Raw genomic sequence first — 25,341 nt, 5'->3', positions numbered from 1 at the left:
CGATACATGGATGGATGATGAGGTCACGGTCGGCTCCTAGCGGTTACGGGTAAACAAGCTGCCAACCCCGTTAGGCAGCAGGCGAATGACCAACATGGCGGTAACCAGCAGACCGATTTGTCCGGCCAGTTGCCCATACCAGGCGTTCAGCCCGGTCTGGATAGCCCCCAGGGTCATGGCGGCGGGAATGGTGCCGACCAGCACATTGGCGCCGCCAACTACCACGGAAACAAAAGCCTGCACGATAAAGCTGCTGCCCATGGTGGGGACGGCGGTGAGCGTCGGGGCGTATATGGCGCCCGCCAGCCCGGCCAATCCGGCGCCCAGCGCGAATGTCTGGGTATAGAGGCGGTCGGTTTCCAGCCCCAGACAAGCCGCCATGCGGGCATTCTGGATAGTTGCACGGGCGCAGACGCCATAATTGGTATGAAAAAACAGCCAGTACAACAGCAGCAGAATGGCGATGGCGAAAAGCGGCAACAGCGCCCGATAAGTGGCGAAAGAGTATCCTCCCAGCATAAAGGATCCAAAAGGCGTGGACAGCCCTTCCAAAGACGGCCCAGCCAGCAGCAGCATACTTTGCTGCACGATCAGACTGATCGCCCAGGTCGCCACCACCGAGTCATACAGCCGGTGATAAAGGTGGCGCACCACCAGCCGCTCGATGACCCCGCCGGCGAAAGCGGCGGCCAATGAACCGGCCAGCATCGCAAGCGGCAGCGGCAGGCCGGATTTGTTCAGTGAAATCGTGACGTAGGCGCCGCACATGATGAATTCGCCATGCGCCAGATTAATCACCCCCATCATGCCGAAGATCACCGCCAGACCCAGCGCGGCGAGCACCAGATAGGCAAAGTTGTCTCCGAACTGATAAATCACCGAATAAAGAAAGGAGAGCATCTGCTGAAAATCCTTAGTGCCCTGCGCGACACCGTCAGAAAGGGATAACATCAGGGAGGCGCCGTTTGGCTGGCGCTTCCCCGACCGTAAGCCGCCAGGTTATGCTTTGGGCGGATTAGACGGCGTATACTGGCTGGTGTCCGGTTTCACCGGCAGATTACAGCCCGCCTCGCCCAGCCAGTAAGGTTTGATGTCAGGCCAGACTTTGGGGATCTCGACGGAGTGATCTTCTTTGACATGGGCCAGATAGATGGTGTGGCTCAGATGATGGCTTTTAGGATCGATACAGACCTTGCCGGACGGGCCGTCGGTACAGATATCCCCGCTTTCCAGCGCCTGACGCACCGCGACCTGATCGGCGCTGTTGGCGCGCTCGACCGCGAGTTTGTACAGGTAAACGGCGTCATAAGCGTTGGCGGCTTCCTGATTGATGTAAGGTTCGTTCGGGAATTTGGCGCGGAAACGCTGCTTAAAGTCATTACTCGCCGGCGTATCCACTTCTTCCATATAATTCGCGGTAATGTACATATCTTTCAAGGCGGGCGCCTTAAAGCGTTTATGCTCGTAGGCCTGAGCCACATTGACGGAGCTGGCCATCGGCAGATTGAGTTTTGCCGCCGCCTGCTGCTCGTAATAGGAAGACTGATTGGTGCCCACCAGTAGCGTCATGACAAAGTCGGGTTTGGCCTGTTGGATATTCTGAATGGTTTGCCCGAACTGGGATACGCTGAGCGGAATAAACTCTTCACCGACCATGGTGCCGCCGTTCTCTTCAACAATCTTCCGCACCCATTCCGCTGAAATCTGGCCGAAATTATAGTCGGCGGCGATGGTGTAAACCTTTTTGCCGTATTTTTCCATCATCCAGGGAATTAGCGTGGAAAATTGCTGTTCAGGCACGGCGCCGGTAACGAAAACGTTGGTATCGCAAACCCCGCCTTCATACTGGTTGTTATACCAGTAGAGTTGTTTTTCCCGATCCATGATTGGGCGGATGGCTTCACGCGACGCGCTGGAGAACGCGCCGAAAATAACATCGACTTTATCTGTTCTGATTAAACGGCGGGCCATTTGCTGGAAGCGGGTATTATCGGATTGCGTATCATATTTTATCAATTCAACCGGGCGTCCGAGAATACCGCCCTGGGCATTGATTTCTTCGATAGCTAATTCGGTGGCATGGATCTTGGGAATAACCGGAAGAGCAAAATTACCGGAAGCATCTTCCAATAAGCCAATCTTTATCGGTTCATCTGCTGCGGACGCCACACCTGAAAAGGTCACTGCAAATGCGGAAGCGATCGCAAGTGTCAGAGCGGCGTAATTACCTTTTATTCTGGACATAAATACCCCTGGTGTTGGTCTGGAAAGAAGCAAAAAAAAAGAGCCCTGCATAGTCTGAAGACCTTGCATGGGCTCTATTGCCTTCACCACAAACCGACATCATTGGCGGTCTTGCGGAGAGTGAAATCTACTATAAAAAGTAAATCAAAGTGTTGTCAATGGTTAATTTTCCAATATAAATCATAGAGTAAAAACATATTCCGTCGCACTGTTACTGAACAGGCCTGCACGAATTTTGTGCAGATGAATAAGCAAAAAAGACATACTGCTAAGGTCTGATTATTTATAAAATATCACTATTATTTTATTGGCGTCGGCAACGTTAATAGCGATAAGAAATCATTATTGTTAATGGAATGCACTGGATAAGGGATAAAGAAATTTTTCACTTCAACATTCAATAACGGGTTTATTTTGTCAGTATCCGGCTGCGGTTTCATTATTTAGTACGCTTAAACGCGGTGAGTCCATTATTCGGCGCTGTCTTGGCAAATACGATACGCCAAGGCAGTGTGTTAACCCTGTTTGTCGACGGTGTGTCAGTAAATCGTTAAGAAGCGTAAAGCAAGGAAAATGGGCGGTTGTCTGATAGTGGATGCGCATCATTCCCCGTATATCTTCGCCTATCCGCAGTAGCGGCTAAGGAAGGAGTAACCCTATGTTTAAGCCACTGTTAGTCAGTACCCTGTTGGTTGGGATGTTCGCCATGACGCCCGCGGCGCAAGCCGACAGCATCAGTATCGATATACTGCCTGGCGTGACGCTGAATATCGGCGATCGCGATCGCCGCGGTTATTACTGGGATGGCTATGACTGGCGAAGCGAACGCTGGTGGCGTGAACACCGTGGCGCTTATCGTGGCGAACGTAATCGGCATGGTCACTATTGGGATGGCTGGCGCTGGCGTGATGTAGGCTGGTGGCGCGAACATCAACGCGGCCCGCGGCACTTCGACGATCGCCGCGCGTATCGTGAGCATTACCGGGACGATCGCGGCCCCCGATGGCATAAAAAGCGTGACCGGGATGATTGGGACGATGACTGGGATGATGATTAAAATGCGCCCGGAGCCGTTATTTGATCACCGATAACCCACCAATAACAACCACGTCCCGCAATGGGCGTGGTTGAGGCTGCCGATAAAATCATGGGTTGTCACCGCTCCCGACTCTCTTTTTAACCGGGCGGGGAGCAAGCCGGTATCACGGCTTGTTTTGCAGATCGAGACGATAAACGGCAAACCCGGCGTCGTCATTGCCGAGGGCCGTCATCGGGTATTGGGCTTTTTGGTTAATAAACGCCGCCGCCTTAGCGGATGGCGAGGTTTCAAAGCGGATATCCAGCGGCGTATCGCTGCTGATAGGCGCCAGTCGCCAGTTATTGTCCGCCTGTGGGTTGACCGCCCCCGACTTTTTGGTTTCCGCGCTGATATAAGCCGTCAGTACGGCGCGGTTTTCATCCGGCGAGGCAAAGGCGACGTATTTTTCCCCGGTGCCGGCGAACTTCTCGCCATAAGCGCGATAGTTGTTGGTGGCAATGAGGAACGTGTCATCGGGATCGATGGCTTTACCGCCAAACGTCAAGTTTTTGATGCGCTGCGCCTTGTCGTTGATTAAGGCGCATTCGCCGTCATAACGTGCGGGCTGGGTGACATCAATCTGATAATCCACGCCGTCGATAACATCAAAATTATAGGTACGGAAACCTTCCCAGTTGAGTAATTGCTGGGGTTGGTTATTGCGGATATCGATCTGGTTAAACTGTCCCGCCGAGCATTCCAGCCACTCCCGAACCGCTTTACCGCTGACTTTAACCACCACCAGCGTGTTGGGATAAAGGTAAAGATCGGCGGCATTACGGAAGGTTAACCGGCCTTTTTCCACTTCCACGTAACTGGCCGGGTCGTTTTTACGTCCGCCGGCTTTAAACGGCGCGGCGGCGGAAAGCACCGGCAAATCGGCCAGATCGGGATCGCCCTCAATAAAGTGTTCAACATAAGCGCGCTGGGCATTGTTGACGATCTGCACCGTCGGATCGTCCTGGATCAGCGAAAGATAGCTGTACATATTATCGGCTGATTGACCAATCGGTTTGCCGACGAACTCGCGGGTATCCCGGTGGGCGTCAGACAACACATCGACCAGCTTCCGATCTTCCGCGGCCAGCGATTTTTTTTGCGCCTTGTCGTAAATTGGTCTGGCTTCCGCTTTCGCCTGCTCGACGCGCCATACGCCGCTGTGGTTATTTAATACCAGATCCACCACGCCGAGATGATCGCCCCATTGGCCCGGCATCACCGCGGGAATGCCGTTGAGCGTGCCTTGCGTGATGTCCGCGCCTTTAATCGCCGCAAAGTCTTTACTGGGGAAAACGGCATGAGCGTGGCCGAACATGATGGCATCAATGCCTGGAATTTGGCTGAGATAGTAGACGGAGTTTTCCGCCATGGCTTTGTAAGGTTCCGCGGAGAGGCCGGAGTGAGGAATGGCGATCACCAGATCGGCGCCCTGTTTGCGCATTTCCGGCACCCATTTTTTGGCGCTTTCGGTGATATCCTCAACCGTGACATGACCGGCCAGATTCGCCTTGTCCCACACCAGGATCTGCGGTGGAACGAAACCAATGTAGCCGATGCGTAAGATATGGGATTTACCCTGGCGATCGATGACCGGCTTCTCTTCTATCCGATAAGGCGTGAACAGCGGTTTGCCGGTTTTGGCGTCCAGCACGTTGGCGTTCACATAGGGGAATTTTGCCCCTGCCAGCGCCCGATGCAGGTAATCCAGGCCATAGTTGAACTCGTGATTGCCAATGTTGCCCACGGAGTAATCAAGCGTATTGAGAGCCTGATAGACCGGGTGGATTTCACCGGCGGTCAACCCCTTGTCCGCCATGTAATCCCCTAAGGGACTTCCCTGGATAAGATCGCCGTTATCCACCAGTACACTGTTCGTCGCCTGTTGGCGGGCGGCATGAATCAGGCTGGCGGTACGCACCAGACCAAATTTATCGGTTGGCGTATCTTTGTAGTAATCGAAATCCATCATATTACTGTGCAGATCGGTGGTTTCCATCACCCGCAAATCCACGATAGCGGCGTGGGCTGTGGTGGCGATCAGCGTAGCAAGCAGGCTTAATGCCAGCGAAGGCTTCATGACTCAGCTCCTTGGAGAAAATATATTGTGCGGGCTATATCTCATATAATGATGAATTCAGGGTGAATTATCATCACAAAATGTGATGCTGGCCTAGAATGACGGCAATAATGGTCGATTGTTGCATCGTTGTATAATGATAAGGATGAAGCAGGTGTGACGCGATGGTTATCCGTTCCACTACATAACCGGTAACGACGAGGTAGAAAATGCTAGAACACATTTGCCAATTGGCCCGCGATGCTGGTGCCGCCATTATGCAGGTCTATGAGGGGCGCCAGCCCATTGAGGTCGCCCATAAGAAAGATGATTCGCCGGTGACGGCCGCCGATCTGGCGGCACATCAGGTGATCAAGGCAGGACTGGCGGCGACGTTTCCAGATATTCCGTTGCTGTCCGAAGAGGCTCCTCCGCCGTGGTCGGAACGCCGGCACTGGCAACGCTATTGGTTGGTCGATCCGCTGGACGGCACCAAAGAGTTCCTCGGCCGTAATGGGGAGTTTACGGTGAATATCGCGCTGATTGAAAACGGTCAGGCGGTGCTGGGCGTGGTGTATGTTCCGGTGACCGGCGTGATGTATGCCGCCGCCGGGGGGAAAGCATGGAAAGAAGAGAACGGGGAACGCCGGCAGATCAATGTGCATGATGCGCGTCCGCCGCTGGTGGTGGTGAGCCGTTCGCACGCGGATCAAGAACTGAAAGACTATCTCAGTCAGTTGGGGGAACATCAAACGGTCGCTATCGGGTCGTCGCTGAAATTTTGTCTGGTAGCGGAAGGCAAGGCCCAGCTTTATCCTCGTTTTGGGCCAACCAACGTGTGGGATACGGCGGCCGGACATGCGGTTGCGGCGGCGGCCGGCGCACAGGTTCATGACTGGCAGGGGAAACCGCTGTCTTACACGCCGCGGGAGTCGTTCCTGAATCCCGGTTTTCGCGTATCGCTATTCTGAGCTTCCCTTTCTTTCTCTTTCAGTAACCGATGCAGCAGGCAGACAGCCTGCTGCACGTCCTACGCCGCGTCTATTCGTCGGCTGCCCGGCTAGTCCGTCATGCGATGGGGGGCAGCGCGCAAATACCTACTTTTTGAATGTTTATACTAATGGAAGGCAGATTGCATAAACACTCATCTGTAAAAGAGTGTAAAAGCAGTGAAGAATCCTGCCGAATAGGGAACTAAATATCGTTTTATTGTACTAATCTATCAGTATCCGTTATCTCATTAGCGCGTTGACTCTCTGGCCGCGTTGGTCATGGAAAGCGCGTAGAAAAATAAAACGGGAGGAGAGTAAAACGATGAGGATCTTCGAACGTTACAACCCGATGAAGGTCGCCAAGTATGTGAAAACGCTGTTTCGTGGGCGATTGTATATTAAAGGCGTTGGGACTTTTGAGTTCGATTACGGCAAAATTGTATTGCCAAAGACGCAAGACAGACAGCATCTGCTGGTGATGTCTGAAGTTAATCGTCAGGTTATCAGGCTACAGGCCGAAATGGGCTGACAGCGCAAGCGGATATGCCGAACCGATGTTTTACGGCATTCATCATCGATAGAAGAGGATGTTGGGTTGGATAGTATTCCGACTCAACTTGCCAGCGCCATACCGAGGTATGGCGCTGGCTTATTTTCGCCTAAAATTATTTTTTCTCATCTTTTTTGGCAATGCCGGCGACGGATTTGTCTTCCAGACGGGTCACCAGCAACTGGTCGATCTTATAGCTGTCGATATCCACCACTTCAAATTTGAATCCGGAAAAGCGCACAAAATCGGTGCGTTTCGGGATCTTGCGCAGGGTGTACATCATAAAGCCGCCGATGGTTTCATAGTTTCCGGAATGAGGGAAATCGTCGATACACAACGCCCGCATCACATCCTCTATCGGCGTACCGCCCTCGATTAACCAGGAATTTTCATCACGGGCGACGATCTGTTCTTCCTGCCCCTGACCGACTAAATCACCCATCAAGGTGGTCATGACATCGTTAAGGGTAATAATACCGACCACCAGCGCATATTCGTTTAGAATAACCGCAAAGTCCTCTCCGGCGGTTTTAAAACTTTCCAGTGCTTCAGACAGCGTCAGCGTATCGGGCACGATCAGCGCAGGGCGGATTTGCACGCCGCTGTGCAACTCAAGGCTTTGGTTTCCCAACACCCGGATCAGCAGATCTTTTGAGTCGACATAGCCGATAATCTGATCGATGTGACCATCGCAAACCAGGAATTTGGAGTGCGGCTGCTGGGCGATTTTCTCTTTGATTTGCGCTTCCTGTTCATGCAGATCAAAAAAAACCACGCTTTCACGCGATGTCATGGAGGAGGGAACTGTGCGCGACTCCAGCTCGAATACGTTTTCGATCAGCTCATGCTCCTGCTTACGCAACACCCCCGCCAGCGCGCCCGCTTCCACCACGGCGTAAATATCGTCAGAGGTGATGTCATCCTTGCGCACCATCGGCAACTTAAGCAGCCGGAAAATCACGTTCGCCAGACCGTTAAACACCCACACCAGCGGGCGAAAAACAAAAAGACAGAAGCGCATGGGGTTGATAATGCGGATAGCGACGGCCTCCGGCGCGATCATCCCAATGCGTTTCGGCGTGAGATCGCCAAATAGAATAAACAGGCTGGTCACCAGCACGAAAGAGCAGATGAAGCTGACTTTGTCGGCCGATTCCGGCGACATGAACTGTTCAAACACCAGGGCGAAGGTGGGAGAAAAGGCGGCATCGCCGATAATCCCTGCCAGAATGGCGACCGCATTGACGCCAATCTGAATGACGGTAAAGAAAATCCCCGGCGTTTCCTGGAATTTTAATACCATATCGGCATTGAGGTTTCCCTCGTCGGCCATCAGCTTAAGTTTTATTTTACGGGACGCGGCCAGTGATATTTCGGAAAGTGCAAAAAATGCGCTGATGGCAATAAGGGCAATAATAAGTAGTAGACTGTTTAACATAGTATTCTCGCTTTGGCCCGCAATGGGGGAAGGCGATCCTCAGAAAGGCAAATCATCTCAGATAACGCACAACAAGCCGTTAACAGGGCCAGGCGTTGGCCCAAATTATTTTTAATATACCCGTCATCTTTCAAGTCGCGGATGCGTTGGCCGGACAAATTCGTCGCCGACGAATTTGTCACTCGGCTGCCGCCTTTCCGCGCGTTGAAATTTATTGGATATAGCGGGGCATTATAACAGGAGCGGTGAAATTACCGCCAGATCTTAACGCAGGGGAGGGAGGCAGACGCCAATGCCGCCTAAGCCACAGTAGCCGCCCGGATTTTTATGCAGGTATTGCTGGTGTTCATCCTCGGCGAAATAGAACGGGCCGGCAGGGACGATTTCGGTGCTGATTGTCCGGTTATCGCCGCTGTCGATCATCGCCTGCTGGAAGCGCCGGTAGCTATCTTGTGCTTCTTGCTCCTGCTGCGGCGTGAGGGGATAAATACCAGAGCGATACTGGGTGCCGATATCGCCGCCCTGACGCATCCCCTGGGCGGGATCGTGATTTTCCCAAAAAAGCCGCAACAGTTGGGCGTAATCGATCGTCTGGGGATCAAAAACGACGCGTACCGCTTCGGCATGGCCGGTTTTCCCGCTGCACACCTCACGGTAAGTGGGGTTGGGCGTATAGCCGCCGGTATAGCCTGCGGCGGTGCTGTAGACGCCGGGTTGCTGCCAGAAAAGACGTTCTGCCCCCCAGAAACATCCCATCGCAAAGAGCGCCACCTCCATGTTGTCCGGCACATGCGTCATGGAGTGTTCGCTAACGGCATGCAGTCTGGCGACCGGCATCGGCGTGATGCGCCCGACCAAGGCGTCGGACTGTTTGATCCGCTGCGTTTTATCAACATTGTGTACCAATTTGTCTACTCCCGGGAATGACGGTGAAAGTCAGGTGATTGGCGAATGATTGAATGTAGAGCATAACCGAGAAGTTTCAGCCTGTCTTGATAACTCACTCTTGTTTAATGTTAAGGTTATGTGTATCCGCGACGCGGCATTTTAGAATTTACAGGTTAAAATCTATATTTAAAGGAAAATAGTAATATTTCCCGCTGGTTTGGAACCCCGGTTGTATGAGGCGCGGTTATATAACGATGGGGATATAAAAGCAACGCGATGGATTTAATATGACAGAACGAGGTTATCAGGGAGCTAAGTGACTATTTTTACAGGACAAAAAAACAGCCTTTCAGGCTTTTGTGCGCCACGTTGCCGTGCCTTGGGATTATTGTGCGTACTGCTATTTCCGGTTGAGAGTTTTGCCGCCAATGTGCGTTTACAGGTCGTTGGATTGGAAGGCGCACTGCAAAAGAATGTGCGGGCGCGTTTATCCACCATTGCCGTCGATGAAGTCAATGCCGATGGCCGCTTCCGATCGCGCGTAGACGATGCGATTCGTCAGGGATTACGCGCGCTGGGCTATTATGACCCGCAGATTGCCTTTGAATTCCGTCCGGCGGTAAACGGCGGACGCCCGGTTCTGATTGCCAGCGTGACGCCCGGCGAACCGGTGAAAATCGCCGATGTGAACGTGGTTCTGCGCGGCGGCGCCCGCGAAGACGCGGATTTTCAGCAACGGGTGCGGGATGATAGCCCGCGGATCGGTACGGTGCTGAACCACGGTGATTACGACAGTTTTAAAAATTCGCTGAATAGTCTGTCGCTGCGTAAAGGCTATTTCGACGCCCATTTTTTGCAGAGCCGGTTAGGCGTCATGCAGGAAGCGCGTCAGGCATTTTGGGACATCGATTTCGACAGCGGCGAACGCTACCGTTTTGGCGAGGTTAAATTCCAGGGCGCGCAAATCCGTGATGATTACCTGCAAAATCTGGTGCCCTTTCATAGCGGCGATCCCTACAGCAGTGAAAATCTCGGCGAGTTAAACCGCCGTCTGTCGGCCACGGGCTGGTTCAACTCAGTGGTGGTCTCGCCGGATTTCAGCCAGTCGAAGGAAAACAAGATCCTGCCGCTGGATGCGGTGGTAACGCCCCGAACCCGCAACAGAATAGAAACCGGGGTTGGTTACGCCACTGACGTCGGGCCGCGTTTTAAAACGACCTGGAATAAACCCTGGCTGAATTCTCGCGGACACAGTCTGGAAAGCAGCCTCAGCGTGTCCGCACCGGAGCAGTCGCTCGATCTGAGTTACAAAATCCCATTGCTGAAGAACCCGTTAGAGCAGTATTACCTGTTGCAGGGGGGATTCAAGCGCGAAGACCTCAATGATACCCAATCCGACTCCACCACGCTGAACGTGGCGCGCTACTGGGATTTGTCCAGCGGTTGGCAGCGGGCCATCAACCTGCGTTGGAGTCTCGATCACTTTACTCAAGGCAGCGTGACGGACACCACCATGTTGCTCTATCCCGGCGTAAGTATTAACCGCACCCGCCAGCGCGGCGGGCTGATGCCGGTATGGGGCGACAGCCAGCGCTACTCGATTGATGTTTCCGATACCCTGTGGGGGTCGGATATTGATTTTGCGGTTTTCCAGGCGCAAAACATCTGGATCCGCACGCTTGAGGAGAAGCACCGGTTTGTCGCCCGCGGCAATCTGGGATGGATTGAAACCAACAGTTTCTCACGCGTTCCTCCTTCCTTGCGTTTCTTCGCCGGGGGCGATCGCAGCATCCGCGGTTACAAGTACAAATCGATATCGCCGCGCGACAGCGAAGGGAAATTGACCGGGGCGTCTAAACTGGTCACCGGATCGCTGGAATATCAGTACAACGTGAGCGGAAAATGGTGGGGGGCCGTGTTCGTGGATTCGGGTGAGGCGGTCAACGATATCAAACAGGATGACTTTAAAACCGGGGCGGGGGTGGGCGTTCGCTGGGCATCCCCGATTGGCCCGGTGAAGTTTGATCTTGCTATGCCGATTGGCGATGCAGAAAAAAATAACGTGCAATTCTATATCGCGTTGGGGCCGGAACTATGATGTTGTTGAAAAACGCGAACTTGATGAAAAAAATCGGCATTGGCGCGATCGCTTTCCTGTTGTTATTACTGACGGCGGTGGTGCTGCTGGTGGGAACCACGCCGGGGTTGCACCTGCTGCTGAACGGCGCGACACGCGTGGTGCCGGGGCTGGATATCGCCAGCGTCAGCGGCGGCTGGCGTGATCTGACGCTGAGGAACGTCAGCTATCAGATGCCGGGGGTAACGGTTAAGGCGGGCGAGTTTCACCTGTCGCTGGCGCCTGGCTGTTTGCGACGCAGCCAGCTTTGCATCAACGATTTGTCGGCGCGAAATGTTGATGTGGCGGTGGACACCGCATCACTGCCGGCGGCGGACGAAGCGCCGCCGTCCAGCGAGCCGCTGACCGAGTTGTCCGCGCCGTTTCCGATCGCTTTGCGTCAACTGACCCTGAATAACCTGCGGGTCACCGTAGATGACACGGCAATTTCCCTGGCTGAATTCCGTACCGGCATGCAATGGGAAGGGCGGAAGCTGACGCTGCTGCCGACTAAAATCAGCGCGTTACTGGTGGCATTGCCGAAAACGCCCGTCGACGTGCTTGAAGATGGAAAAGTTACGGCGGCGGAAGTCGCGGCGGTGGTGAAAGAGACGGCGGCCGACGTTCGTCAATCGGTTGAAAACGGCGCGTCGCAAACGATTCAGATTGATAAGACCTTATCAGTTCCTAAACCGCGTTCGGAAACGCCGGCCGATCGGTCCGCCGCGGAAACCCTGGCCGGCTCCGCTCAGCAGGACGACGCGTTGCCTGAACAACCGCTCGGCGAGCGGTTGGCGGCGCTGTTCGCCAAACCGTTATTACCCGATTTGCCGCAGTTCACGTTGCCGCTGGATCTGAATATTACCGAAATTCACGGTGAACAACTGCGGCTGACGGGCGATCAGGACATCCTGATTTCCGATCTGCGGATTCAGGCGTCAACACAAAATCAGCGCCTGCGTCTGAGCCAATTTGTCGTGCAATCGCCACAGGGTGGGCTGAACGTTCGCGGCGAGGCGACGCTCAGCGATAGCTGGCCGGTCTCCCTGACGGCAAATGGCGTGCTGAATGTTGATCCGCTGAAAGGCGAAACGTTGAAGCTGACCGTTGACGGCGGTCTGCGCGAGCAATTGAATGTGGCGCTTAATTTGTCCGGCCCGCAGCGGGCGCAGTTAAATGTGCAGACTGAACTGGCGCAGGCGGGGCTGCCGCTGGAACTGACGCTGCAAACCGAGCAGGTGCGCTGGCCGTTGACGGGGGAAGCGCAATATCAGGCAAACGATCTGCGCTTGCGGGTGAGCGGTAAGGCGACGGATTACGCCGTCTCGCTGCGCAGCGATATTCGTGGCGCGGACTTGCCGCCGGCGACGCTGTTGCTGGACGGCAAAGGCAACGAGCAGCAATTTAATCTGGCCCGACTGCGTTTATCCGTCCTGCAAGGCAATGCGGATCTGAGCGCCGTGGTGGACTGGAGTAAGGCCATCAGTTGGCGCAGCGAACTGATATTGAGCGGCATCAATACGGCGAGGCAGTGGCCCGACTGGCCGGCGAAAGTGGACGGCAAGGTGACGACGCGCGGCAGCGTGTACGGCGGCAGTTGGCAGCTACAGGTGCCGGAACTGCGTCTGGACGGCAACGTGAAGCAGAATAAGCTGACCGCCCGCGGCGAACTGCGGGGAAATGCGGCCGGTCAGTGGCAAATCCCCGGGCTTAATCTGGCGCTCGGGCCTAATCAACTGAATGTTAAAGGCGAGTTGAGCGATAAGTGGCAATTGGATGCCGATATCAATGCGCCGTCGCTTACCGGCATGTTGCCCGGTCTGGCGGGGCGCGCGAACGGTACGCTGAAATTGCGCGGCAACCTGCGCGAACCGCAAATTCTGGCGGATATCACGGCATCGGGACTGCGCTGGCAGGCCATGTCAATCAGCCGCATCAACGTTGAGGCGGACGTACGCTCTGAGCAACAGATTCAGGGGCAGCTTCGGGTGCGGCTTGAGCAACTGCGTCAGGAGAGTCTGAATATCGCTTTACTGACGCTGAATGCCGACGGCAATGAGAAGCAGCATCAGCTGCGTTTGACGATTGAAGGCGAGCCGGTATCCGGGCAACTGGCGCTGTCCGGCAGCTTCGATCGTCAGGAACAGCGCTGGCGCGGTACGCTGAACAATACCCGCTTTGACACGCCGGTCGGCGAGTGGCGTTTGACGCAGGCCGTGGCGCTGGATTACCTGAATGCTCAGCAAAAAATCACTATCGGCACGCATTGCTGGCGCAATCCTCATGCCGAGCTTTGCGTCCCTCAACCGATTGAAGCCGGGCCGAGCGGTCAGGCGAGTATCCGGTTAAATCGCTTTGACTTAGCCATGCTCAAACCCTTCCTGAGTGAGGATACGGCGCTGGCGGGAACCTTCACCGGCGGCGCTGACGTTAGCTGGCAGGCCGGGCAAAGTTTACCGCAGGCGAAAGTGACGCTGGTGGGCGACGGCGTCAATGTCCGGCAAAATGTCCAGGGTAAAACGCTGCCCGTGGCGTTCGACACTTTAACCCTGAACGCCGGGATCGACCGCGGCCGCGCCCAGCTTGGCTGGCTCATCGCCATTCAGGATAACGGCCGTTTCAGCGGCGATGTGCAGATTACCGATCCGCAGGTCAGACGTAATCTCAGCGGCAATATTGCCATCAGTAATCTCTCTCTGGCGTTTCTCAACCCGGTGTTGCAGAAAGGGGAGAAAGTGGCCGGGATACTGAACGCCAATTTGCGTTTGGCGGGGAATGCGCAACGGCCGCAGATCTTCGGCCAAATGGTGCTGGATCGATTGGATGTCGACGGCAGTTGGATGCCGATCGATCTGACCACCGGGCGGCTGGCCGTGAGTTTCAACGGCATGTCCTCAACCTTGCAGGGTTTCCTGCGAACGGATAACGGGCAGTTGACGTTGGGCGGGAATGCGGACTGGGCGCAACCTGATGCCTGGCGGGCGCGTATTGCCGCCAAAGGGCAGCGGATCCGGGTGACGGTGCCGCCGATGGCGCGTCTGGACGTTTCGCCCGACATTGTGTTCGAGGCCACGCCGCAGTTGTTCGCGTTGAATGGCTCGGTCAGTATTCCCTGGGCGCGGATTGTGGTTAATGAACTGCCTGAAAGCGCGGTGGCGGTTTCGTCGGACGAGGTGATGTTGGATGAACAGCGTCAGCCGCTGGAGCAGGCTTCCGCCTCAATACCGATCAATAGCAATCTGACCATCCGTATCGGCAATGATGTGCGGCTGGATGCCTATGGACTCAAGGCGCGTTTGCAGGGCGACCTGAAAATGGTGCAGGATGAACGCGGGCTGGGGTTGAATGGGCAGATCGATATTCCTTCCGGCCGTTTCAAGGCTTACGGACAGGATCTTATCGTCCAGAAAGGGCAGTTGCTGTTCTCTGGCCCGCCGGAGCAGCCTCTGCTCAATATTGAGGCGGTGCGTAATCCCGATAATACGGCGGATGACGTGACCGCTGGCGTTCGCGTCACCGGGATGGCGAGCGCGCCTAAGCTTGAGGTTTTCTCCGACCCGTCCATGTCGCAGCAGGAAGCCCTGTCATATCTGCTCAGGGGCGAAGGGCTTGAGAGCAGCGGCGCCGATAGTGCGGCGATGACGTCGATGCTTATTGGTTTAGGGGTTGCACAAAGTGGTCAAGTTGTGGGTAAAATCGGCGAGGCGTTTGGCGTAAGTAATTTAGCTCTGGATACACAGGGCGCTGGCGACGATTCTCAGGTGGTTGTCAGCGGTTATGTCCTTCCTGGCCTGCAAGTTAAATACGGTGTTGGCATATTTGATTCTTTGGCGACGTTGACGTTGCGTTACCGTTTAATGCCGAAACTATACTTGGAAGCGGTGTCTGGTATCGATCAGGCATTAGATTTGCTCTATCAGTTTGAGTTTTAGCGATGCGAATTATTGTCTACGGAAGTTTACGGCGCAAACAGGGGAATAGTCACTGGATGACCAATGCTCAATGGTTGGGGGATTGTCAGCTCAAGGGCTTTGAGTTGTACGATCTCGGCCATTATCCGGCGGTGGTGCCCGGTGACGGGGAAATTTATTGCGAGGTGTACCGCATCAGCTCGTCGATACTGACGGAGTTGGATGCGCTCAAGCGGGACGGTCACGAATACCAGCGTGAGCTGATCGCCACCCCTCTGGGGAACGCCTGGATCTATCTTTACAATCACTCGGTGGAAAGGTTGCCGCGTATCACCAGCGGGGATTGGCTAAAACGTAATGAAGAGGCATAACCGGTCGGCGCGCTTTTTTATGTGATCCATGAAAAAACACCGCTTTACGCGGTGTTGAGGTTGCTGACAAAGTCTGGTGAGCGGCGATAATGGATGGATCGTAAAGACGCTGCAAGTACGTCCCTGTAAGCTCGAACCGCGCCATCCCTGGCGCGGACGCTTTACTCTTCCATTCCATTATCACCGTTCGATAAAGGGTGATAGGTTTGTCAACGGTCTGAACACCGCTTTACGCGGTGTTTTTCATGTGTCTGCGTGTCTTATTTCTTGGCGCGTTCGAAAGAGGCGACGATTTCCGCTTTTGCGGCTTCGGCGTTATCCCAGCCTTCCACTTTAACCCATTTGCCTTTTTCCAGATCTTTGTAATGTTCAAAGAAATGGCCGATTTGCGCGCGCAGCAGTTCCGGCAGATCGTCGACGTCTTTAATGTGGTCGTATTCTTTTGTCAGCTTGCTGTGCGGTACGGCAACCAGTTTCGCATCCTCACCGGCTTCATCGGTCATTTTCAGGACGCCGACCGGACGGCAACGAATGACGGAGCCCGGCTGTAACGGATAAGGGGTTGGCACTAAAACGTCGACCGGATCGCCGTCCAGCGACAGCGTATGGTTGATGTAGCCATAGTTGCATGGGTAGAACATGGCGGTAGACATGAAACGGTCTACAAACAGCTCGCCCGTATCCTTATCAATCTCGTATTTGATCGGATCGGCGTTAGCGGGGATTTCAATTACTACGTAGATATCTTCCGGGAGATCTTTACCAGCCGGGACATTGTTCAGACTCATGTCGGTTTCCTTCTCTTCTCAAACCTGAAATAGCGTGGCGGTCATTATAGCCAACTCACAGAGAAAGTCGCCGATTTTTAGGGGAGCGGGTAGGGCCGCAAGCGCGTTGTCAGACTTGTCCGACGCATTCTGATACCGCGTCGTCGGGCATCAGTCTCTACTCGCGGTGGTATCTTTTTTCTTGCGCAGTTTATTCCAGATTTTGTCTTCCTGCCCGCGCCACAGACGCTGAATGTTGTCGTGATGGCGCACCAGTATCAGGCAGGACAGCATGGCGACCGGGAAAGTAAACTGCGGTTTAAACCACCAGACATAGAACGGCGCGATAAGCGCGCTGATGATGGCGCCCAGCGACGAGTAACCGCTCAGCAGCACGGTAAGTAGCCAGGTGCCGGTCATCAAACCGGTAAGGTCCCAGCCGATTGGCGCAATGGCCCCGAGGGCGGTGGCGACGCCTTTGCCGCCGCGAAAATGAAAAAAAACCGGGTAGATATGACCGAGGCAGGCGGCAATGGCGGTCAGACCGAGGTACAGCGGGGGAATGCCCAGCGCGTAAGCCGCCCAGACAGGCAGCATTCCTTTCAGGACATCGAAGACCAATACCGTGGCGGCGGCGGATTTCCCGCCGATACGCAGTACGTTGGTGGCGCCAGGATTTCCTGAACCATGTTCGCGAGGGTCTGGCAGCCTGGCGATCCGGCAGACCAGAATCGCACTGGAAATCGAGCCACACAGATACGCGATTATTATCATACCAAGCGCGGTTGCACTCATAACGCGGTTCCGTTTAATAAGGGTCGTTTTACTGTTCGCATCTGTGGATAATACGCATATTCCGTCGGAAGTGGTATCCGACAACGACAAAAACAGAGAACGGCGTGATGGATATCGTATTTATTGAGGAACTTAGCGTAATTACCACCATTGGTGTTTACGATTGGGAACAGACCATCGGGCAGAAGCTGGTGTTCGATATCGAAATGGGCTGGGATAACCGTCAGGCTGCGGCCAGCGATGATGTTAACGACTGTTTAAGCTATGCCGATGTCAGCGAAGCGGTGATTACGCTGGTGGCCGGGCAGCGTTTTGCTCTGGTTGAACGGGTCGCGGAAGACGTGGCGCAGATGCTTATGCAGCGTTTTCCCATCCCCTGGTTACGCATAAAGGTCAGTAAGCCGGGCGCGGTGGCGCAGGCGCGTCAGGTCGGCGTGGTGATTGAGCGCGGGACGCGATAAATCTGATTTAACGGCGTGAATACTGATTTACCGGCGACTAAACAGTAAGCTAGGGCGTTGATAAGACGTGTAGGGCGGCTCGCTAAGCGGCGCAGCCGCTTTTTTATGGCGGGCTATCCCTGCCCGCCACCCTTACGGGCCGTCGCTTCGCGACGTTGAAAAACGCTCCCGGCGTTTTTTTATGGCGGGCTGTTGCGGATCCTGCTGTATGAAGCTTTTTATGGTCTAGGCTTTTTATTTTTAATAACAAGAGGCAAAGGATTTTAGATGACGGACCTGCATTCATTGTTCATCGCATTTATTCTGGGTGTGGTTGAGGGGTTGACCGAGTTTTTACCCGTTTCCTCTACCGGTCACATGATTATTGTCGGTCACTGGCTGGGGTTTGCGGATGAAAAAGCCAAGACGTTTGAGGTCATTATTCAGCTAGGCTCTATTCTGGCGGTGGTGGTGATGTTCTGGCGTCGTCTGTTTGGACTTATCGGTATTCATTTTGGTCAGGTTCCGCATGAAGGGGTTGGCGCCGGACGCTTAAAACTAAGCCACATTCTGTTGGCGATGATTCCGGCGGTGGTGCTCGGTCTGGTTTTTCACGATGTCATCAAATCGTTGTTTGAACCCAAAAATGTGATGTATGCGTTGGTGGTCGGCGGTTTCCTGCTGCTGGCGGCGGAATGGTTGAAGCCAAAACAGCCGCGAGCGGTCGGGCTGGATGATATTAGCCATCGTCAGGCGTTTATGATCGGTTGCTTCCAATGTTTGGCGCTGTGGCCGGGGTTTTCCCGCTCGGGCGCGACGATTTCCGGCGGGATGCTGATGGGCGTCAGCCGTTATGCCGCCTCGGAGTTCTCCTTTATTCTGGCGGTTCCCATGATGATGGGCGCCACGGTGCTGGATCTCTATAAGAGCTGGCATTTTCTGTCGCTGGCCGATCTGCCGATGTTCTCCGTCGGTTTTGTAACGGCCTTTGTGGTGGCGCTGATCGCCATTAAAACCTTTTTGCAGGTCATCAAACGTATTTCTTTCGTTCCTTTCGCGATTTACCGCTTCATCGTCGCGGCGGTGGTTTATATGGTGTTTCTGTAAATCTGACCTGACGGTATAAAAGAAAAAGCCACGCGGCGGCGTGGCTTTTTGCTTTTCGGCTTATAGCGCCGGCGGAGAATTGCCCGGCTGTTGCGCTTTCCACTGTTCCAGCGCCTTGCTACGGCGGCGGCTGAGTTCGTTGCGGATCTCGATGCCCTGATAGCCGTCGGCGACGACGGCGGCGCTGGTGATGCCGCTGGCCACGCGAAATGCTTCGCGCAGGTAGTCTCCTTGTGGATACGCGGTTTCTTCAAAGCCGGTGCGCCCGCGGGCGTCGGCTTCACTGGTGATGGCCAACTGCTCCAGCCGCTGTGGTTTGCGCCAGACGTCAAGGGCGTCAAACAGCTTCAGCAAGGTTTTGGGCTGTAATAGCTGCACCGTATGCACCAGATCGTGATATTCCGCGACCAGTTTCGCCAGATCCCTGATGTGATTGGGCACGCGCAAACGCTGACACAACGCCTCCACCAGCTTCACGCCCGCCGGACCATGACCGTGATGGCGGGGCCACAATTCCGGCGGCGTCAGCCCTTTGCCAAGATCGTGGCACAGGGTGGCGAAACGCACGTCGATATCCGGGCTGAGGCGGGCGGCAATCGCCAGCGTCATCAATGTATGGATGCCGGTATCAATTTCCGGATGCCATTTTGCCGGCGCAGGCACGCCGTAAAGTTTGTCGATTTCAGGAAACAATACCGCCAGCGCGCCGCAGTCTCTGAGCACCTGGAAATAGACCTGGGGATCGCGGGTAGCCAGCGCCTTCTCGGTTTCTTTCCACACACGTTCCGGCGTCAGATAAGCCAGTTCTCCCTCGCCGGTCATTTTTTGCATCAGCGCCAGGGTTTCTTCCGCAATCTGGAAACCCAGATAGGCGAAACGGGCTGCGAAACGCGCCACGCGCAGTACTCTAAGCGGATCTTCACTGAAAGCGGCGGAAACATGGCGCAGAAGGCGATTTTCCAGATCGCGGCGTCCGTGATAGGGATCGATCAACTCGCCCTGCTCGGTACGGGCGATAGCGTTAATGGTCAGATCCCGGCGGAGTAAATCCTGCTCCAGCGTCACGTCGGGTTCCGCATGACAGACAAAACCGGTATAACCATTACCTGACTTTCGTTCGGTGCGCGCCAGCGCATACTCATCGCGGCTGACCGGATGCAAAAAGACCGGAAAGTCTTTGCCTACCTGCTGATAGCCCAGCGCCAGCATTTGTTGCGGCGTGGCGCCGACAACCACCCAGTCCTTCTCGGTGACGGGCAAATCAAGCAGGCTGTCCCGTATAGCACCGCCGACAAGGTAAATATTCAACGTCAGGACTCCCGAATAGGCATAAGTGATATTTATTACATCTTAACATCTTTGGTTCACATTATGACCCGGGTATAAAAATGCCTGCGATAGGCAGGCATCGGTTTTAACCCATCCAACGGTCATTTTTCTTTCTACGCGGGATAAGATGCGGCAGCAACAGGCCCAGCAATAGCCCGACGCCGGCAACCCCGCCGCCGTACATAAACCATTGCAGAATGATGGTGCGCTGTTTGTCGTCAAGCTGGACGTTGGCGGCGCTGACTTTCTTCTGCGCCACGATAAGCTGATTCTTTAATTCCTGATTTTCGTTGCGTAAGCCGTTGATAATCTCATCGCTGGCGGCGACTTTCTGCTGCATGTCCGCCGTACGCTGGTTCCAGGTTTGATCGATGTTGTTCAGTTTTGCCGTCAGATCACTCACCTGACTTTCCAATTCGGGAACGCGGGTGCGCAGGCTTGGCGTCTCGCTGAGCTGATCGAGCGGGATCCAACTGGTGCGGTTTTTGTCATCGCGGATTTGCGCATAGCCCGCGCCCTGATTAATGCTGAGCACCGTCACTTGATCGCCGGCGTTCAGCGTGCCGACGATACGGTATTGATTACCTGGTCCGCTATGGATATAGGTCAGTAACTCATCGGAAACGTAGCGTTTTTCTTCGGCGTGAACCGTCGCGCTTAAAATGAAGGTCATTAAGGTAAAAAAAATCAGGCATAATTTCTGCATAAGATCATCGTGTTGCGTGAGTTATGGGATGATAGTAGAGGCTTAAGTCTGACGAGGCAACGATTAAACCTGAATGAGAACTATCTTACTCTTGGCCTGACGGCCGATTTCCCGGTCTGGTTGCGGGTGTTTGTTGACCGCGATAGTTTTGCCGATCTGACTTTAGACCCTGGCGCGAGGCCGGTCGGATAACGGCGCGGGCGCTGACCGCCTGGACATGGCGCGTGCCGCAAAAGTGGCAAGGTGAAGTAAAATGTTATTTACTGGCGTGATAGGCGCTTAACCCAGGTAATAAATGTTATGAGTGAAGAAATTGAACTGAAATTTATTGTTCATCCTGGCGGTGTTGATTCGCTGCTCAAACAGTTAACGGACTGGCAGAGCGAGTACAGCTACTCCGAACATCTGCGTGCGCAGCGGCTGACCAGTATCTACTATGAGACGGCGGATAACTTTCTGCGTCGAAATGGCATCGGTCTGCGGATCCGCGGTGAGAATGAGCGCTATGAAATGACGGCGAAAACCGCCGGTAAAGTGGTCGGCGGGCTGCATCAGCATCCGGAATATAATCTGGCGCTGGAAAAAGCGGAGTTGGATCTGGGGTTGTTACCCGCGGATATCTGGCCTGAAAACTGCGATGTCGCCGCGCTCCAGCGGTCGCTCAAGCCGCTGTTCAGCACGGATTTTACCCGTGAAAAGTGGGTGGTCACTTATCATCAAAGCGTGATTGAAGTTGCCCTCGATCGTGGTGAAATCCGCGCCGGCGATCTCAATGAGCCGCTGTGTGAGCTGGAGATGGAGCTTAAGCTGGGACATCCTTCGGATCTGCTGGAGCTGGCGCGGGAGATTGCCGGATTTGGGGGCCTGCGCCAGGGTAGCCTCAGCAAAGCCGCCCGCGGATATCATCTGGTGAAAGGCAACCCGCCGCGCGAATGTCGGCCTGTCGGCATCCTGAGGCTGGAGCCTAAAACCAATATCGATCAGGCGATAGGCGCCGCGCTGGAGTTCGCGCTGAGTCATTGGCAATACCATGAAGAGCTTTGGGTGGGCGGCAATGCCGATGCTCGCAACGCGCTGCCCCAGGCTGGCGCGTTGATGCGCGAGATGTTGGTTTTGGTCGGCGGCGTGGTGTCGCGTAAGGTGACCACGATTTTCCGCGCCGCGCTCGCCAATCTGGAGGCCATGGTTGAAGGGCCGGGGGAGGCGGAAACCCTTTGCTACCGCGTGGAGTATCTGCAAAGTAAGCTGGTGCTTACTTCCTGGTTGATTGAAGCGGGATGGCGTGACTATATGGATAATAAAGATCGCATCAAGTTACAAGGTTCTTATAAACGCTTTGCCGATATCATGCTGGGCCGCAGTTCCGCCGATCTGAGAAGCACATTCAACAATACCCTGAGCGAAGTGCAATACACGCAGCAACTGCCCCGTTTACAGCGCAATATTTGCGCCTTTCAGCTGTTATCCGGCGCTTATCCGACCGAACAGGTAGACGCGTATATCGGACGCTGGCGGGCGCTAATTCAGGCTATTGAGCAATTGGCCGTCGATCACACGCCGTCCCCCTATCTGGAAAGTTGCCGTAAACAGGCGTTGGCCCAGCCGCCGTTCTGGTTGCACAGCGCCGGGAATTAATCGTTAACCGCGTTCACCCGCCGTTGACGGCGGGTGGCAGATCAAGGATCCCCATGTCGATACGTCCTTTGCCGTCTTTACCTCCTTTATTGGCGGAGCAGTCTCAGCAGGTTTTATTGCGTATGCGGGAAACCATCGCCGACGTCGATCCCGTAGCCGAGAGCGATGTTGCCGTATTGGCGTTAAGCGATTTTGTCAGTGATGCGCTGACGCGTTATCCCGACTGGCGGCGGGAGCTTCACCGGCAACCGCCGCAGCCGGAAGAGTGGCGACATTATCCCGACTGGCTGAACACGGCGTTGATTGGGATTGAGGACGAAACGGCGCTAATGAAAGCGCTGCGGCAATTTCGCCGTCGGCTATTGGTGAGGATCGCCTGGTCGCAGACATTGCGGACCAGCACCACGGAACAGACGTTGCGACAGCTGAGCGAACTGGCGGAAACGTTGATTATCGCCGCGCGCGACTGGTTGTATCAGGCTTGCTGCCGGGAGTGGGGCACGCCGGTCAATGCGCAGGGAACAGCCCAACCGCTGTTGATTCTGGGAATGGGGAAGCTGGGCGGCGGCGAACTGAATTTTTCCTCTGATATTGACCTGATTTTCGTCTACCCGGAGAGCGGTCAGACGCAGGGCGGGCGGCGCGAGCTGGATAATGCGCAGTTTTTTACCCGTTTGGGCCAGCGGCTGATTAAAGTGCTGGATCAGCCCACGGTCGATGGCTTTGTGTATCGCGTCGATATGCGTTTGCGCCCGTTTGGCGACAGCGGCCCGCTGGTGCTGAGCTTCGCCGCCATGGAGGATTATTATCAGGAGCAGGGAAGGGACTGGGAACGCTATGCGATGGTAAAAGCCCGCCTGCTGGGGGGGATGGACGATAGCTACAGCCAGGAACTGCGCAGGACTCTGCGGCCCTTTGTTTTCCGCCGCTATATTGATTTCAGCGTGATTCAGTCGCTGCGCAACATGAAGGGCATGATTGCCCGGGAAGTCCGGCGGCGGGATTTACGCAACAATATCAAGCTGGGCGCCGGCGGCATTCGTGAAATCGAATTTATCACCCAGGTTTTCCAACTTATACGCGGCGGCCGCGAGCCGGGACTACAAGAGAGATCGCTGCTGCCTGCGCTGCATCATATCGGGGCGCTGGGATTACTGGCGCCGCCCCAGGTTATCGAACTTGCTGAGGCATACCGCTTTCTGCGCCGCCTGGAAAATCTTTTACAGGCGATTGCCGATGAGCAAACGCAAACCTTGCCCGACGATGAACTGAACCAGCAGCGGTTGGCCTGGGGCATGGGATTTGACGACTGGGCAAGATTGCAACAGGCGCTATTGCAACACACGTTGTCGGTACGCCGCGTGTTTGATGATTTGATCGGCGATGATGCGCCGGACGGCGACGATATTCCCGAACACGGCAGCTACTGTAGTCTGTGGCATGACCGGCTGGATGAGGCCGATCTGGCGTTGTTGACGCCGCATCTGACGGAAGCCGTGCGGGAGAAGTTGCTGCGTACGGTCGTTGACTTTCATCAGGATGTGGCGAAACGCACTATCGGTCCGCGGGGGCGTGACGTGCTCGATCAATTGATGCCTAATCTACTGGCGGAGGTGTGCGCCCGACAGGACGCCGATACCCTTTTATCGCGCCTGACGCCGCTGCTGTTGGGTATTGTGACCCGCACCACCTACCTGGAACTGCTGCTGGAATCGCGGCCGGCGCTGGCGCAACTGGTTCGGCTGTGTGCGGCTTCGCCGATGGTGGCCGGTCAGCTGGCGCGTTATCCGTTGCTGCTTGACGAACTGCTCGACTCCTCCACTTTGTATCAGCCGACCGCGCCGGAAGCCTATGCCGATGAACTGCGTCAGTACCTGATGCGGGTGCCGGAAGAGGATGAGGAGCAGCAACTGGAAGCGGTGCGCCAGTTCAAGCAGGCGCAACTGTTGCGTATCGCCGCCGGGGACATCGCCGGCGTCTTGCCGGTAATGAAAGTGAGCGATCACTTAACCTATCTGGCCGAAGCGATTATTGCGGCGGTGGTGCAGCAGGCCTGGGGGTTGATGGTCGCCCGTTACGGTCAGCCGGCGCATTTGCAGCAGCGCGAGGGCCGTGGTTTTGCGGTCATCGCCTACGGCAAGCTGGGCGGTTGGGAGTTGGGCTACGGCTCCGATCTGGATCTGGTTTTCCTGCTGGATTGTCCGCCCGATGTGATGACGGACGGCGAGCGCAGCATCGACGGCCGCCAGTTTTACCTGCGGCTGGCCCAGCGGGTGATGCATCTGTTCAGCACCCGCACCTCATCGGGCATTTTGTATGAGGTGGATGCGCGCTTACGCCCGTCGGGGGCGGCAGGGATGCTGGTCAGCACCGTGGAGGCCTTTGACGACTATCAGCGTAACGAAGCCTGGACCTGGGAACATCAGGCGCTGGTGCGGGCGCGCATGGTGTACGGCGAGAGCGGGGTACAGCGGCAGTTTGAGGCCATTCGCCGCGCCATTCTCTGCCGCGAACGCGATGCGGAGCAGTTGAAAACCGAAGTGCGCGAAATGCGTGAGAAAATGCGGCAGCATTTGGCGAACAAAGACAAAGCGCTGTTCGATCTGAAAACCGACGCCGGCGGGATCACCGATATTGAGTTTATCGTCCAGTATCTGGTGCTGCGCTATGCTTCACAAGAAGCGCGCCTGACTCGCTGGTCGGATAACGTGCGGATACTGGAGATGATGGCGCAGTACGGCGTGATGGAGGAAAGCGAGGCCGACGCTCTCAAGCTGGCTTACGTCACGCTGCGCAATGAGCTGCATCATCTGGCGTTGCAGGAGATATCCGGCCGGGTGAGTCAGGACAAGTTTACCGCTGAACGTCAGCAGGTTCTGCTGAGCTGGAACCGGTGGTTGGGTTGAGAGAAGCCTCGC

At 55.2% G+C, this 25,341-nt stretch carries 19 protein-coding genes; 10 read left to right on the top strand and 9 right to left on the bottom strand.

The features are described from left to right. Nucleotides 1–36: 36 nt before the first annotated feature. Nucleotides 37–900, bottom strand: a complete 864-nt coding sequence (locus tag JG725_RS17765; RefSeq protein ID WP_172291248.1) for a branched-chain amino acid ABC transporter permease — start codon at nt 898–900, stop codon at nt 37–39. A gap of 99 nt (nt 901–999) precedes the next feature. Next, on the bottom strand, nt 1,000–2,244 hold the full coding sequence (locus JG725_RS17760; protein WP_172291184.1) for an urea ABC transporter substrate-binding protein: 1,245 nt from the start codon (nt 2,242–2,244) through the stop codon (nt 1,000–1,002). Nucleotides 2,245–2,902: 658 nt separating this feature from the next. Between JG725_RS17760 and JG725_RS17755 the strand changes: the two genes are divergently transcribed. Then, a complete protein-coding gene (locus JG725_RS17755) occupies nt 2,903–3,301 on the top strand; it encodes a DUF2502 domain-containing protein (protein ID WP_199379193.1) in 399 nt (132 codons plus the stop codon). Between the two features lie 145 nt (nt 3,302–3,446). Here the strand turns inward: JG725_RS17755 and JG725_RS17750 are convergent, their stop codons facing one another. Next, nucleotides 3,447–5,399: a bifunctional 2',3'-cyclic-nucleotide 2'-phosphodiesterase/3'-nucleotidase gene (locus tag JG725_RS17750; protein ID WP_199379191.1), complete on the bottom strand. Its 1,953-nt coding sequence runs from the start codon at nt 5,397–5,399 to the stop codon at nt 3,447–3,449. Between the two features lie 209 nt (nt 5,400–5,608). On the opposite strand from JG725_RS17750, the gene cysQ reads away from it, so the two are divergent. After that, entirely contained in the window at nt 5,609–6,349 is a 741-nt protein-coding gene (gene cysQ / locus JG725_RS17745) for a 3'(2'),5'-bisphosphate nucleotidase CysQ (protein ID WP_172291187.1), read from the top strand. 343 nt (nt 6,350–6,692) lie between these two features. Further along, nucleotides 6,693–6,899 carry a DUF1107 domain-containing protein gene (locus tag JG725_RS17740; RefSeq protein WP_172291188.1) on the top strand — a complete coding sequence of 69 codons (207 nt, stop codon included), beginning with the start codon at nt 6,693–6,695 and terminating at the stop codon, nt 6,897–6,899. Between the two features lie 136 nt (nt 6,900–7,035). Here JG725_RS17740 and JG725_RS17735 read toward each other — a convergent pair whose 3' ends face one another. Then, nucleotides 7,036–8,358, bottom strand: a complete 1,323-nt coding sequence (locus tag JG725_RS17735) for a hemolysin family protein (protein WP_172291189.1) — start codon at nt 8,356–8,358, stop codon at nt 7,036–7,038. Between the two features lie 264 nt (nt 8,359–8,622). Next, nucleotides 8,623–9,264, bottom strand: coding sequence for a peptide-methionine (S)-S-oxide reductase MsrA (msrA, locus tag JG725_RS17730; protein ID WP_172291190.1), 642 nt, complete (start codon nt 9,262–9,264; stop codon nt 8,623–8,625). Nucleotides 9,265–9,568: 304 nt separating this feature from the next. Between msrA and JG725_RS17725 the strand changes: the two genes are divergently transcribed. From JG725_RS17725 to JG725_RS17715, 3 genes are read left to right on the top strand one after another with little or no spacing between them, the layout of a single operon-like run. Continuing rightward, complete coding sequence (locus JG725_RS17725; protein WP_370541771.1) at nt 9,569–11,344, top strand: autotransporter assembly complex family protein; 1,776 nt, start codon at nt 9,569–9,571, stop codon at nt 11,342–11,344. Beyond that, nucleotides 11,344–15,294: a translocation/assembly module TamB domain-containing protein gene (locus tag JG725_RS17720; RefSeq protein ID WP_199379189.1), complete on the top strand. Its 3,951-nt coding sequence runs from the start codon at nt 11,344–11,346 to the stop codon at nt 15,292–15,294. The genes JG725_RS17725 and JG725_RS17720 overlap by 1 nt, the downstream gene beginning before the upstream one ends. Nucleotides 15,295–15,296: 2 nt before the next feature. Next, nucleotides 15,297–15,644: a gamma-glutamylcyclotransferase gene (locus JG725_RS17715; protein ID WP_199379187.1), complete on the top strand. Its 348-nt coding sequence runs from the start codon at nt 15,297–15,299 to the stop codon at nt 15,642–15,644. Between the two features lie 260 nt (nt 15,645–15,904). Here the strand turns inward: JG725_RS17715 and ppa are convergent, their stop codons facing one another. Further along, the gene (gene ppa / locus JG725_RS17710) at nt 15,905–16,432 is read right to left on the bottom strand and encodes an inorganic diphosphatase (protein WP_172291193.1); all 528 of its coding nucleotides are present in this window, start codon (nt 16,430–16,432) and stop codon (nt 15,905–15,907) included. A gap of 150 nt (nt 16,433–16,582) precedes the next feature. Then, a complete protein-coding gene (gene plsY, locus JG725_RS17705) occupies nt 16,583–17,206 on the bottom strand; it encodes a glycerol-3-phosphate 1-O-acyltransferase PlsY (RefSeq protein WP_172291194.1) in 624 nt (207 codons plus the stop codon). 107 nt (nt 17,207–17,313) lie between these two features. Here plsY and folB point away from each other — a divergent pair, with 107 nt between their 5' ends. Next, nucleotides 17,314–17,667, top strand: coding sequence for a bifunctional dihydroneopterin aldolase/7,8-dihydroneopterin epimerase (gene folB, locus JG725_RS17700; protein ID WP_199379185.1), 354 nt, complete (start codon nt 17,314–17,316; stop codon nt 17,665–17,667). 267 nt (nt 17,668–17,934) lie between these two features. Then, a complete protein-coding gene (gene bacA / locus JG725_RS17695; protein WP_199379183.1) occupies nt 17,935–18,753 on the top strand; it encodes an undecaprenyl-diphosphate phosphatase in 819 nt (272 codons plus the stop codon). A gap of 60 nt (nt 18,754–18,813) precedes the next feature. Here the strand turns inward: bacA and JG725_RS17690 are convergent, their stop codons facing one another. Next, a complete protein-coding gene (locus tag JG725_RS17690) occupies nt 18,814–20,061 on the bottom strand; it encodes a multifunctional CCA addition/repair protein (protein ID WP_199379182.1) in 1,248 nt (415 codons plus the stop codon). A gap of 106 nt (nt 20,062–20,167) precedes the next feature. Further along, the gene (locus tag JG725_RS17685) at nt 20,168–20,788 is read right to left on the bottom strand and encodes a TIGR04211 family SH3 domain-containing protein (RefSeq protein WP_172291198.1); all 621 of its coding nucleotides are present in this window, start codon (nt 20,786–20,788) and stop codon (nt 20,168–20,170) included. A gap of 300 nt (nt 20,789–21,088) precedes the next feature. Between JG725_RS17685 and JG725_RS17680 the strand changes: the two genes are divergently transcribed. Together JG725_RS17680 and glnE are read left to right on the top strand one after the other, a co-directional pair. After that, entirely contained in the window at nt 21,089–22,423 is a 1,335-nt protein-coding gene (locus JG725_RS17680) for an inorganic triphosphatase (RefSeq protein WP_199379180.1), read from the top strand. Nucleotides 22,424–22,476: 53 nt separating this feature from the next. Next, entirely contained in the window at nt 22,477–25,329 is a 2,853-nt protein-coding gene (glnE, locus tag JG725_RS17675; protein WP_199379178.1) for a bifunctional [glutamate--ammonia ligase]-adenylyl-L-tyrosine phosphorylase/[glutamate--ammonia-ligase] adenylyltransferase, read from the top strand. Nucleotides 25,330–25,341: the final 12 nt, after the last annotated feature.

Origin of the sequence: Brenneria sp. L3-3C-1, assembly GCF_016456245.1 — a bacterium.
In the GTDB taxonomy this organism is placed as follows: Bacteria; Pseudomonadota; Gammaproteobacteria; order Enterobacterales; family Enterobacteriaceae; genus Brenneria.
The sequence above is the reverse complement of the archived record's forward strand: the minus strand, read 5'-3'. Positions and strand labels throughout refer to the sequence as shown.